Origin of the sequence: Spirosoma aureum, from assembly GCF_011604685.1 — a bacterium.
Taxonomy (GTDB): domain Bacteria; phylum Bacteroidota; class Bacteroidia; order Cytophagales; family Spirosomataceae; genus Spirosoma; species Spirosoma aureum.
In genome coordinates this window covers 2259818-2271941 of the sequence record NZ_CP050063.1, presented here as the reverse complement: position 1 = coordinate 2271941, position 12124 = coordinate 2259818, and the positions used below count along the sequence as shown (strand labels likewise).

11 protein-coding genes are annotated in these 12124 nt (G+C 49.8%); 9 read left to right on the top strand and 2 right to left on the bottom strand.

Annotated features, from left to right (window positions below; all coding sequences use genetic code 11):
- Positions 1-28: 28 nt before the first annotated feature.
- Entirely contained in the window at positions 29-1699 is a 1671-nt protein-coding gene (locus G8759_RS09075) for a RagB/SusD family nutrient uptake outer membrane protein (protein ID WP_167207191.1), read from the bottom strand.
- A gap of 81 nt (positions 1700-1780) precedes the next feature.
- The gene (locus G8759_RS09070) at positions 1781-4807 is read right to left on the bottom strand and encodes a SusC/RagA family TonB-linked outer membrane protein (RefSeq protein ID WP_167207189.1); all 3027 of its coding nucleotides are present in this window, start codon (positions 4805-4807) and stop codon (positions 1781-1783) included.
- A gap of 615 nt (positions 4808-5422) precedes the next feature.
- On the opposite strand from G8759_RS09070, the gene ureA reads away from it, so the two are divergent.
- From ureA to G8759_RS09025, 9 genes are all read left to right on the top strand, one after another.
- Complete coding sequence (gene ureA / locus G8759_RS09065; RefSeq protein ID WP_167207187.1) at positions 5423-5725, top strand: urease subunit gamma; 303 nt, start codon at positions 5423-5425, stop codon at positions 5723-5725.
- A 95-nt stretch (positions 5726-5820) separates the two neighbouring features.
- On the top strand, positions 5821-6195 hold the full coding sequence (locus G8759_RS09060; RefSeq protein ID WP_167207185.1) for an urease subunit beta: 375 nt from the start codon (positions 5821-5823) through the stop codon (positions 6193-6195).
- The gene (ureC, locus tag G8759_RS09055) at positions 6192-7913 is read left to right on the top strand and encodes an urease subunit alpha (RefSeq protein WP_167207183.1); all 1722 of its coding nucleotides are present in this window, start codon (positions 6192-6194) and stop codon (positions 7911-7913) included. Before G8759_RS09060 ends, ureC begins: the two co-directional genes overlap by 4 nt.
- A gap of 221 nt (positions 7914-8134) precedes the next feature.
- Positions 8135-8644 (top strand): urease accessory protein UreE, encoded by a 510-nt coding sequence (gene ureE / locus G8759_RS09050; RefSeq protein ID WP_167207181.1) that lies wholly within the window; start codon positions 8135-8137, stop codon positions 8642-8644.
- The gene (locus G8759_RS09045; protein WP_167207179.1) at positions 8641-9327 is read left to right on the top strand and encodes an urease accessory protein UreF; all 687 of its coding nucleotides are present in this window, start codon (positions 8641-8643) and stop codon (positions 9325-9327) included. The genes ureE and G8759_RS09045 overlap by 4 nt, the downstream gene beginning before the upstream one ends.
- 87 nt (positions 9328-9414) lie before the next feature.
- Positions 9415-9927 (top strand): GTP cyclohydrolase II RibA, encoded by a 513-nt coding sequence (ribA, locus tag G8759_RS09040; protein ID WP_167207177.1) that lies wholly within the window; start codon positions 9415-9417, stop codon positions 9925-9927.
- A 35-nt stretch (positions 9928-9962) separates the two neighbouring features.
- Positions 9963-10601, top strand: a complete 639-nt coding sequence (ureG, locus tag G8759_RS09035; protein ID WP_167207175.1) for an urease accessory protein UreG — start codon at positions 9963-9965, stop codon at positions 10599-10601.
- A complete protein-coding gene (locus tag G8759_RS09030; protein WP_167207173.1) occupies positions 10598-11410 on the top strand; it encodes an urease accessory protein UreD in 813 nt (270 codons plus the stop codon). Before ureG ends, G8759_RS09030 begins: the two co-directional genes overlap by 4 nt.
- The gene (locus G8759_RS09025; RefSeq protein WP_167207171.1) at positions 11400-12101 is read left to right on the top strand and encodes a hypothetical protein; all 702 of its coding nucleotides are present in this window, start codon (positions 11400-11402) and stop codon (positions 12099-12101) included. Before G8759_RS09030 ends, G8759_RS09025 begins: the two co-directional genes overlap by 11 nt.
- Positions 12102-12124 lie beyond the last annotated feature (23 nt).

Below are 12124 nucleotides of genomic sequence, written 5' to 3'. Positions count from 1 at the left end.
GGTGCTGAAATAGGGGTCACGTCACTGATTAATAGCCTTCGTTTTGCTTTAGATAGCCGGGCAGGTTAGACGCTCCGTCGATGGCCGTCTGCGGAATCGGGAAAACCCGTTTCAGTTTATCGGCATTGGTCTTCTCGGTCCAGGTACCTTCGTACTTACCAAACCGAACAAGGTCGCTCCGACGGACCATTTCCCAGTACAACTCAAAACCACGTTCGCGTAGCAGCAGGTCGAGATTCATACTGGTCAGGGCCGGTGCACCGGATGTACGTGAAGCCCGAACTGTATTCACATCGGCCAGGGCACTGGCGGCATCGTTGCCTTTCCGAAGCTTAGCCTCGGCCCGCATCAGATACACGTCGGCCAGACGGACGATGGCAATGTCGGCATCACCCAGGTTCCGGCCCGATTGCGATTTTTTGCCAAACTCATACTTCAATACCCGGTAGCCCGTGTTGTAATTACTACCCGCTACAGAAAAATCGACCTGCTCGGGGAAACTTACCGGCAAGGTAGGTCGGTTGCGGGTCACGTAGAAGAGTTTACCGACCCGATAATTGTTACCACACCGGACAAACGCACCGTTTACCCGCAGCAACCCATATTGCTGGCCCCGCAGAATGCCCCGATCCATAACAATGTCGCTGGCTGCCATGCAGGAGTCGGCAGGAATGGTCATGTTCTTTTTATAAAAGCGCGGATCAACTCCAGCCGGGTCGTTGGGGGCGTAGGCATTCACCCAGGTACGGTAGAAATCCGGCGTAATGGCTGGTCCATCGGTGCCGTTGGCAGCCGGGAAGGCAGGCAGCGGAAACTGGTCGCCTGATATCGAGAAATAGGCCAGACGATTGTGGCCATTCAGCTCGGCACGCTGGTCAACGGCAAAAATCAGTTCTTTATTATCGTGGTTGTTGTCGTTGAAAATTGAGAAATAATCCTTGGACAACTGGTACTGATTAGAACTGATGATCTTATCGCTGTATTCTACCACCTTGTCCATGTCTTCAGGTTTGAACGTAAACTGGGTAGCAAACCGGTCGCGATAGACAGCCGCGTTCAGGTACAACCGGGCCAGCAGCCCCCATACCGCCCCTTTAGTCAACCGACCGGGGCCAACCGTCGTCAGCAGGTCGGGTTCAACCGCCAGAAGCTCATTTTTTACGTACTCCAGTGCCTGTTCACCGCGAAGAATTTGCGAGACTGCTTCTGCATCCTCCTTTACAAATACCAGCCCGAACAGGTCGAGCATCAGCATATTGTAGTAGGCACGCATACCCCGTGCTTCGGCAATATAGATTTTAGCGTTCGAATCCTTGATGGTAGGCAGGGTGTTCAGTGCCGTCACTGCTCGCGAAATACCCTGCGCCAGGACCAGCCACGTATTCCGGATGTTCGGGTCTGTGCTGGTATGCGTATGTTGATGCAGGGCGATATAAATACCGTTGTCGCCCCAGTCGGTTCCACCCCGATAAGGCAGAATCGCTTCATCGGTCGAAATCTCCTGAATGGCAAAGTAGTTTGTGTGCGTAAATAAATCCGGCAGGCGGGCATACACCGGGGCGATGTTCCCATCGGCAGCCTGTTTGTCCGTTAAGCCGGTTGCCGAGGCTTCATCAAGCACATTCTCGGTCAGGTCTGTACAGCTGTTCAGGCTGATCAGACTGGTTAGTATCAAGGTGATTATGAAAGACTTTTTCATGATTTTTGGTTAGACCAGTAAAGTTTTTAAACCGGGACATGTAGTCCTTACATTACAGCAGTGATAAACTTATCGGTCTGATTAAAATGTCAGATTCAGGCCAAATACAAACGAACGGGCTTTTGGGTAGCTGAGGTAATCAATACCGTACGACGAAATGCCATTGACTGTTCGATCGGTGTTTACCTCTGGATCATAACCGTTGTACTTGGTAATCACGAACAGGTTCTGTCCCGTTGCCGACAGCCGGACGTTAGAAATCCAGCGCTTCATCCCGATAAGTTTCGGATCGAGACTGTAGCTCAACGTCAGGTTGTTCAGTCGGAAGAATGCACCATCTTTCAGGAAGCGGGTCGACACCGGGGCCGAGTTGTTGATTGACTCATTGGGCTCACCAACTGCTTCGGCAGGGCCATTTAATCCTTTTACCAGACGCGCTTTGTAGAAGAAAGCGTTGGCCGTGTTGTCGTACAACTTATTGCCCGACACACCATTGAAGTTGGCTGTCAGATCAAAGCCCTTGTAGCCAACCCTGGCGTTCAGGTTGAACTGCTGGGTCGGCAGTGCGCTACCAGCGGCAATCCGGTCTTTATCAGTCCCGCCAATGCCATCACCATCGATATCGCTGTACTTGCTGACTCCTTTGTCGTCAATGCCAATGTACTCACGCAGGAAGAAGGTCCCAATGGGCTGGCCGTTCACATAACCGTTAACCGTAGCCGATGTTAGGCCTGCTCCCGTGGCCGATCCCGACGTAATTACCGAGTAGGGCGAGTTATTTACCACGTTTTTAATGAACGTAATGTTGCCCCCAAGGTCGAACCGGAACCCACGCTGGCTTGCGTAACGGTAGTTCAGACCTACTTCTACTCCCTGGTTCGTGATGCTCATATCGGGCACATTGGTCCAGTAGGTAGCCGCCGGCTGAATGGGGTCAGCGGGAATTACTTCGAGCAGAATCTTGCCCGATACCTTCCGAAAGTAGTCGATTGTACCCGTCAAGGCGCCTTTAAACAGGCCAAAATCCAGTCCAACATCGGTTTGCGTTGACACCTCCCACTGAATGTCGGGATTGGCAAGTCGCGTGTATGTCGTTCCGGCAGGGTAGTTCGTTGAGTTGTCCAGCGGATAGCTGGTCGTTGCACCAACCTGCGACGTAAACAGGGCCTGGGTGATTTTTGACGGAATCTCCTGGTTACCTGTCTGACCCCAACCCGCCCGAAGTTTCAGATCAGAGAACGGTCCTGATTGCAGGAAAGGCTCTTCAGACAACCGCCATCCCGCCGAGAATGACGGAAAAACACCGTATTTGTTGTTGGCCCCAAACTTGCTCGACCCATCGGCCCGTACGGTAGCGGTGAACAGATAGCGATCCCGAAACTGATAATTCAGACGACCAAAGAACGACTGAAGCTCGTTTTCGATCGACGATCCACCCGGCCGGTTGTTAGCCAGTGTGAGATCCTGCCCAAGACTTGGATTGTTGATTGGTTCAATGGGCGAAATCGGAAATTTATTGATACTCCAGCTCCGCTCCTGAATATAAAATTTCTGATACGAATGCCCCACCAAAGCTGTCAGATTGTGATTAGCCCACCCCCGCGAATAGGTGAAGTAGTTCTCAATCAATACGTTTCGGTTGGTCTTGTAGATGCTTTCAAGCCGACCATCCTGTTGGGGCACAGCACTGGCCAGCGACTGCAAATCACGGGTCGACGTTGCATTATCGATACCCAGATTCAACTTATAAACGAGGTCTTTATTAATCTTGAACGAAGGCGATATCGTAGCTACTACCCGATTAATAGTCGTTATATCTTTCTGCAAAGCCAGCGACAGTACCGGATTTGTAAACGCCTGATACCGTGCCGGACCACCCGTTGAGTCGTAGGCCGGGTAGGTTGGGTTGGCAGACAGAGCCGCGCCAAGAATACCCTCGATTGGTGGGCGCTCGTTGACGGTTTGCGAAGCAGTTAGGTTTACATCGAGCGTCAGTCGATCATCGAGAAATTTCTGCGACGCATTAAATCGGCCGGTATAGCGTTTCAACCGGCTATTTTTTAGTACACCCTCCTGATTCTGAACACCCAGTGAACCGTAGTAGGTTAGCTTTTCGGCGCCACCACTAAAACCAAGATTGTAATCCTGCGTAATGGCGGTCCGGCTGATTTCGCGCTGCCAGTCGGTCGAAGCCTTCTTATCATCGACAATACCCCCGACAGCAACTACCTGCCGTCGGTATTCGTCGGCATTGAAGACAGGAATGGGCCGGGCTACATTTGAGATACCGACGTTTGCCGAAAGAGTGAGATTAGACGTGCCCGCTTTCCCTTTTTTGGTCGTAATCAGCACTACGCCATTGGCCCCGCGAGCGCCGTAGATAGCCGTAGCCGACGCATCTTTCAGAACATCAATCGCTTCGATATCCTGCGGATTCAGGAAGTTGAGCGGGTTCGTAACTCCACCTGTACTGGAGTTGTCCAGGGGAATACCATCCAGGACAAACAAAGGCGTACTACCTGTGCGAACGCCACCCGGCCCCCGAATCGTAATACTCTGAGAAGCACCAGGTTCACCACTGGCGGAGGTGACGTTTACGCCGGCCACTTTACCCTGCAAAAGTTGTTCGGGTGAATTGATTATACCCCGGTTGAAGTCTGTACTTTTCAGACTTGTCATGGCACCCGTGGCGTCTTTCTTTGTCGTAGTACCGTAGCCAATAACGACCACTTGTGTCAGTTCAGACGCAGCAGCAGCCAGGGATACATTGAGTATTGTGCTGTTGCCAACCTGTATCTCCTGCGAGACAAACCCAATAAAGCCAAACACCAGTACTGCATCACTACTAGGGACTACAATCCGATATTCGCCTTTGGCATCGGTGGTCGTGCCCCGCTGTGATCCTTTCAATACAACAGTACAGCCAGCCAGTGCTTCGTTCGTTGCTGCATCGGTAACGCGCCCGCTGACAGTCAACTCCGCCTGGGCTTTGCTAGTACGAAAATCAGGGTTTTTCCCCTGAACGGTCAATACACTGATCGCCAGGAAAAACCAGCACAATACGCTCCATTTTTTTATAAATGGAGGTGAAATGTAAAAAATCTTCATGATTGTAGACGTTAATTAGAGGTAGCAAAATTTGATTTCTCAATAAATTTCAATTGATGAAGTAAGTATTAAAAAAAAATTAAAAAATCCCAGAAAAATACAAAGAGATGTCAACTAAGTAGCCTGATCGTCAAGAATGTGCTACAGAAGTGGATTCTCTACAGCCGGGTCATCATAAGACCGGTTGAGTAAATTTCACCTGACTGGCTGATGGGCTATTCTGTAGAAGGCCGTCTGACTTGTGGAAGGTTTCAGCGAAAGACAATTGCATTTCATGCACTCAACAGGCCTTTCCCTAAGAATTGAACATTGTAGAAATTGCACTGGTAATGATTCTTGTGGAGCGCAAAACTAACTGGAAGGCGCTTCACCACCCCAAAATCCCCATTCAAGGGTATGTTAACAAATCAACGGCACTCTTAACGTTTCCATAAAATCCCAATACTGATAGCGATGCACAGCCCTCATTAACAGATTACTCCTGATTCAATACGAAGTCATAATCAGGAGTCGGACAGACAAATCCCGTTCCTTGTAGGATGTGCCTACCGATGAAAATCGAACCCCTTTTTGGCTTATATTGCTCTAAAATCAGTGAATCCCAATTCGTAACCTATGCACCTGACACCACGTGAAAGTGAAAAATTACTTCTGTTTCTGGCGGGCGAACTAGCCGGGAAGCGAAAAGCCCGTGGCCTGAAACTCAACTATCCCGAAGCCATTGCACTTATTAGTAGCCAGCTTCAGGAAGCCGCCCGCGACGGCAAATCGGTGGCCGAACTCATGCAATACGGCACCTCGATTTTAACCCGCGAGGATGTAATGGAAGGCATTCCCGAAATGATTCATGAGATTCAAATCGAAGCGACGTTCCCCGACGGAACTAAATTGGTTACCGTCCATGATCCCATTCGCTAGATCTGTTCACCGTTATCAGCAGATGCCTATACTATAAATACCAGCTACCAAATGCTGCTTTTGGAAAACCGACTCCCCATAAACTGTAAACCAGCATGATACCCGGAGAATACATTCTTGGCAGTGACCCGATTGAGTGTAATGTGGGGCGGCCGACTGCTAGCCTAACCGTTGTTAACACTGGCGACAGACCCGTACAGGTCGGTTCGCATTATCATTTTTTTGAAGTCAATAAACAGATGGAATTTGACCGTGAGAAGGCATTTGGGATGCGGTTGAATATTCCGGCCGGAACGGCGGTTCGCTTCGAGCCGGGAGAAGAAAAAGATGTTGAGTTGGTCGCCCTTGGCGGCAATCGTAAAGTCTACGGATTCAGCAACTTAACCAATGGCGATACGATTGATGAGCTTAGCAAACAACAGGCGATGAAACAGATAGAGGCTCAGAACTTTAAACATAAGCCATCATGAGTCTATCCATCAGCCGAATAAAATATGCAAACCTGTATGGCCCGACAGTGGGCGATAAAGTGCGTCTGGCAGATACCGATCTGATCATCGAAATCGAAAAAGATTATACCGTTTACGGGGACGAAGCCAAATTTGGCGGGGGTAAAACCATCCGCGATGGCATGGCTCAATCGGCCACGGCCACTCGTGCTGAAGGCGTTCTGGACATGGTTATTACCAGCGTTATGATCATTGACTATTGGGGAATTGTGAAGGCCGATATTGGATTGAAAGACGGCAAAATTGTTGGCATCGGCAAAGCCGGAAACCCCGATACAATGGACGGTGTAGACCCGAACATGGTTATTGGCGCTTCGACCGAAGTTCATGGTGGGGCGGGTCTGATTGCTACACCGGGCGGCATCGATTCACACATCCATTTTATTTGTCCGCAACAGATCGACCATGCTTTGTTTAGCGGCATTACAACGATGATGGGCGGTGGCACCGGCCCTGCCGATGGCACCAGCGCCACAACCGTCACACCGGGTGCCTGGAATATTCAGAAAATGCTCGAAGCAGCCGATGCGTTCCCAATGAACCTCGGCTTTATGGGCAAAGGCAATTGTGCCACAACGGCCCCGCTCGAAGAACAGATCGAAGCCGGTGCGCTGGGCCTGAAAATTCACGAAGACTGGGGTTCGACGCCCGCAGTAATCGATGCTTCATTGAGAGTTGCGGATAAATATGACGTTCAGATTGCCATCCATACCGACACGCTGAACGAGAGTGGTTTTCTGGAAGATACCATCAGCGCCATCAACGGTCGGGTAATCCATACGTTTCATACCGAAGGTGCCGGTGGGGGTCATGCCCCCGATATTATCAAGGCAGCGATGTACCCGTATGTGCTGCCGTCTTCAACCAATCCGACACGCCCTTACACCATCAACACCATCGACGAACACCTCGACATGCTGATGGTTTGTCACCATCTCGACAAATCGGTTCCCGAAGATGTTGCGTTTGCCGATTCGCGTATTCGTCCTGAAACCATCGCAGCTGAGGACATTCTGCACGACATGGGTGTTTTCAGCATGATGAGTTCTGACTCGCAGGCGATGGGGCGCGTGGCCGAAGTCATCACACGCACCTGGCAAACCGCCGACAAGATGAAAAAGCAGCGGGGCTTTTTACCGGAGGATGAAGGGAATAAAAATGATAATTTCCGGGTGAAACGCTATGTAGCCAAATACACGATTAACCCCGCCATTACGCACGGTATTTCAGACTATGTTGGGTCTATTGAAGCCGGGAAACTAGCCGATCTTGTTTTATGGAATCCGGCAATGTTTGGCGCCAAACCTGAAATGATAATCAAAGGTGGCATGATCATCGCCAGCAAAATGGGCGACCCCAACGCATCGATTCCAACCCCTCAACCCGTTATCTACCGCCATATGTTCGGAGCTTATGGCAAAGCTCTTTACAAGACCTGTGCTACGTTCGTGTCGCAGGTTTCGCTGGAAATAGGAATCGTACAACAATACGGGTTGCAGAAGATGATCTTACCGGTGAAGAATTGCCGGGCTATCTCAAAGAAAGACCTGATCCACAACGATGCAACGCCCCAGATCGACGTAAATCCCGAAACCTATGAAGTGAAAGTTGATGGCGAACCCATTACGTGTGAACCCGTTGCCGTCTTGCCCTTGGCACAGCGGTATTTTTTGTTTTAGGTAACTTAGAACATTCGCGGGGAGCCTGGAGCCGTGCCACCGCAGCCGCGGACGGTGGTTTGTTTGCGCATTATCAGTAACCGTGGCACGGCTCCAGGCTCCCCGCGAATGTTCTATAACTTATTTTTTGTCGTCCCGGCGCAGGATGAATCTTTGGGTAAGACGAATACTTTCGGCTGCATCAGGATGCCTTCTGCCGTCGGGATGACAAAACCAAAAAAATGCTTATTCAACAGAAACTCGGTCATCTTGATGCTATTGACCCTGGCGACCGAATCATCGACTGGCTGCCGCTGGAATGGTTTGAAACCAGCAAGCGGATTATGCGAAAGCGAACACAATTGGGGCAGGAAATTGCGTTGAAGTTTCTGGCCGAAAATCCGCAACTGACACAGGGTGACGTGTTATACGAGGATGCTCAAACCCTGATTGTGGTTGAGGTGCTGCCGTGCGATGTACTGGTTATCAGGCCAAAGTCCATGTACGAAATGGCATCGGTCTGTTACGAAATCGGCAATAAGCATTTACCCCTGTTTTTCGATGATGATACGCTGTTGGCCCCCTATGATGCCCCACTGTTTCGATTATTGACCGCATCGGGCTATGTTGTAGAGCAGCAACAACGAAAATTAATGCAACCCCTGAGAACGACTGTTTCGCCCCACGGGCATGACAGCAGTAGTGAAAGCTTATTTTCAAAAATCCTTAAACTCACTACACCCTCAGCATGAATAGTGGTCTGATCCGTCTCCTGCAATTAAGCGATCCTACCTTACCGATCGGAGGTTATGCGCACTCGGCAGGCCTCGAAACCTACGTACAGGCCGGTGTTGTGTATAATGTCCTAACAGCAAAAATGTTTGTCGAAGAAATGCTGGCCCGGAATCTGTTCTACACCGATGCAGCCTTGGCTTCGCTGGCCTATGATGCTGCCGCCCGGAATGGCTGGAATGAACTAGTAACGCTGGATGACGAATGCACAGCCGTAAAATTGCCAAAAGAAATGCGGCAGTCCAGCCAGAAACTGGGCATTCGGCTGATGAAACTATTTCAACCGCTTTGTGACAGTGCACTGGCAAATCAGTATCGAGAATCCATACATAATCAGGAAGTTATGGGGCATTATTGCCTTGCGTTTGGTCTATATGCACAGGCATTACAAATTCCGAAAGCAGATGCCATGACCGGGTTTTATTACAATGCGGCCGTTGGTATGGTTACCAATTGCGTTAAACTGGTTCCGCTAGGCCAGCAGGACGGTCAGGAAATTCTGTTTTCGCTGCATCCGCTTATTCAGGAATTGGTTATGAATACATTACAACCCAACCGGGAGTTAATCGGTCTTTGCTGCCCCGGTTTCGACATTCGAAGCATGCAGCACGAACAACTGTATTCGCGGCTGTATATGTCTTAAATAAGTGGAAAGAGGTAAAGTCAGAGCTTTCGCTCAGCGCCAGGCGGACATCCCCGATACCACGACTAACTATAAAGTAAACTAGCAATGATCGTTAAGATGGCCGAGGGAAACCTCAAAACAAAATTTGGGGAGTACCACGAGATTCTCTTTTATGATGGACAAAAAGAGTCGATTGCTCTGATTATGGGCGATGTAGATGGCGAAGAAGACGTACTGTGCAGGGTTCATTCGTCATGCCTGTTCGGACACGCCTTTAATAGTATCGAATGTGATTGTAGAGAGCAAATGGAGATTTCTCAACAACTCATTCAGCAAGCCGGGAAAGGAATTATTATCTGGCTAGAGCAGGAAGGGAAAGGAAACGGTCATTTTGCCCTCTTAAAAAGCGTCGAATACAAACGAAAAGGATTGTCCCAGGCTGATGCGTATGAAGCAGTAGGCTTTAAACGGGACGCCAGGGACTACACGAAAGCAGCCGAAATTTTAAGTGAGCTCGGCGTTAAATCAATACGTATGTTGACCGACAATCCGAAAAAAGTAGAGATGCTCACCCAACATGGCGTTAGTGTCGTTGGCATTCAGCCTACTACCTTGTAATCAGTAGACGTAATATTCTGTAGTAAACCTACGCAATGAAGTCAAGAACCTACATAAAAATTGGTGTGGCAGGGCCCGTTGGGTCAGGAAAAACGGCCCTGATCGAGCGTTTGTCACGCCAGATGACCAGCCAATATAGCATTGGTGTGATTACCAATGATATTTATACCAAAGAAGACGCGGAGTTTTTAACACAAAACAGCCTGTTGCCCGCCGACCGAATCATTGGCGTCGAAACGGGCGGTTGCCCGCATACGGCCATCCGCGAAGATGCGAGCATGAATCTCGAAGCCGTTGAGGAAATAGCCCAGCGGTTTCCGGATGTCGAACTTATTTTCATCGAAAGTGGGGGTGATAACCTTTCGGCTACCTTCAGCCCCGATTTGGCCGACGTGACCATCTTCGTCATCGATGTGGCCGAAGGCGACAAAATTCCCAGAAAAGGTGGGCCCGGCATTACGCGTTCCGATCTGCTCATCATCAACAAAATTGACCTCGCCCCCTACGTGAACGCCGATCTGGGTGTGATGGAACGCGATGCACGCAGGATGCGCAATGGCAATCCGTTTGTATTCACTAACTTAATGAGCTTACAAGGCCTGGATAGTGTCATTGACTGGATACGTCGGTATGCCTTACTGGAAACCGTTGACGAGCCAAAACTGTGGCGATGAAGGCTGAGTTACACATCCAGACCGCCCGGCGCGAAACGCGGACTTATCTGAAACAAGCTTTTTTTACACCACCGTTCAAGGTGGCGAATATTACGGAGGATAAACGGGCGGATCCCTTAAAGCTGATGCTCATGAGTTCGTCGCCGGGAGTTTTAGATGGCGATGATTATCAACTCCAGATTGACTTGGCCGAAGGTTGTTCACTGGAGTTACAGACGCAATCGTACCAACGATTGTTCACCATGAAGCAGGGAGCGTCGCAGCGTATGCACGTTCAGATGGAAAAAGGATCGTCGTTTTGTTTCCTGCCACACCCGTCGGTGCCGCATGAGCAATCCAGTTTCTCGGCAACCAACCAGATTTATATGACCGATGGTTGTTGTCTGATCTGGGGCGAAGTAATTACCTGTGGCCGAAAACTGAACGGTGAGGTTTTTCAGTTTTCGAAATATCATACGGTAACGCAGGTATTTATCAACAATAAAATGGTGATTAAGGAAAATGTTCTGATCACCCCGGCAACAATGAACCTGACCGCAATCGGGCAACTTGAAGGCTTCACTCATCAGGCCAGCCTGATTTATCTGAATGAGAAAGAGCCTGTTGCTGAACTCCGCAAAACGATAATAGCCTATTTAGCTCAACAGACGGGTATTTTGTACGGCGTTTCGGCAGCTCCGGTCAACGGGCTGGTGGTCAGGCTACTTGGGCAACATGGTGAACAGCTTCATACATGCCTGAAAACGATTGCCGGGCAACTGCCTCAACCTACGCTTCGTCAATCCAAGTCCGTAGCCTATGAGCCATGAAACCCAGTTGCTGATCCTAACCTCCATCACGGTGGCTTTTTTGCACACGGCTACCGGCCCCGACCATTACCTGCCGTTTCTTGCATTAGCCAAAGCGCGAAGCTGGTCACTCCCGCGAACCATCGGCTGGACCATCGTTTGCGGCTGCGGACACGTGTGGAGTTCAGTGCTGTTGGGTTTGGGCGGAGCTGCCCTCGGCTGGTCGGTTGCTAAAATCAGCTGGTTTGAATCGGTCCGGGGTGGAATAGCCGGTTGGGCGTTATTCGGTTTTGGGTTGATTTACAGCATCTGGGGCCTTATTCGAGCGTACCAGAACCGGCCTCACAAACATTTTGACCTACAGGACAACGGTGAACTGTATGTTTTCGAGCATAAGCACGATCAGGCAGTATCTCCACAAAATCGTTACAAAGTCACGCCCTGGGTTATGTTCCTGATTTTTGTACTGGGTCCCTGCGAACCGATGATTCCGCTGCTTTATTTTCCGGCAGCCCGACAGTCCTGGAACGGTATGCTACTCTTAATCAGTACCTACACTATCTTTACCCTGGCTACTATGATCGGTTTGGTTCTGCTTGGATATTATGGCATTTCCCTCCTGAAAACAGAGCAGTTGGAGCGTTATATGCACGCGCTGGCCGGGCTAACCATTACTACCTGTGGCGCAGGCATGGTGTTTCTGGAATGGTAATACGTTCGCAACGACGAATAGCT

Coding starts and splice junctions, on each gene's coding strand:
- ureA (WP_167207187.1), top strand. CDS start 5,423: ATGCACCTGACACCACGTGAAAGTGAAAAATTACTTCTGTTTCTGGCG.
- G8759_RS09070 (WP_167207189.1), bottom strand. CDS start 4,807: ATGAAGATTTTTTACATTTCACCTCCATTTATAAAAAAATGGAGCGTA.
- ribA (WP_167207177.1), top strand. CDS start 9,415: ATGATCGTTAAGATGGCCGAGGGAAACCTCAAAACAAAATTTGGGGAG.
- ureE (WP_167207181.1), top strand. CDS start 8,135: ATGCTTATTCAACAGAAACTCGGTCATCTTGATGCTATTGACCCTGGC.
- G8759_RS09025 (WP_167207171.1), top strand. CDS start 11,400: ATGAGCCATGAAACCCAGTTGCTGATCCTAACCTCCATCACGGTGGCT.
- G8759_RS09075 (WP_167207191.1), bottom strand. CDS start 1,699: ATGAAAAAGTCTTTCATAATCACCTTGATACTAACCAGTCTGATCAGC.
- G8759_RS09060 (WP_167207185.1), top strand. CDS start 5,821: ATGATACCCGGAGAATACATTCTTGGCAGTGACCCGATTGAGTGTAAT.
- G8759_RS09030 (WP_167207173.1), top strand. CDS start 10,598: ATGAAGGCTGAGTTACACATCCAGACCGCCCGGCGCGAAACGCGGACT.
- ureG (WP_167207175.1), top strand. CDS start 9,963: ATGAAGTCAAGAACCTACATAAAAATTGGTGTGGCAGGGCCCGTTGGG.
- ureC (WP_167207183.1), top strand. CDS start 6,192: ATGAGTCTATCCATCAGCCGAATAAAATATGCAAACCTGTATGGCCCG.
- G8759_RS09045 (WP_167207179.1), top strand. CDS start 8,641: ATGAATAGTGGTCTGATCCGTCTCCTGCAATTAAGCGATCCTACCTTA.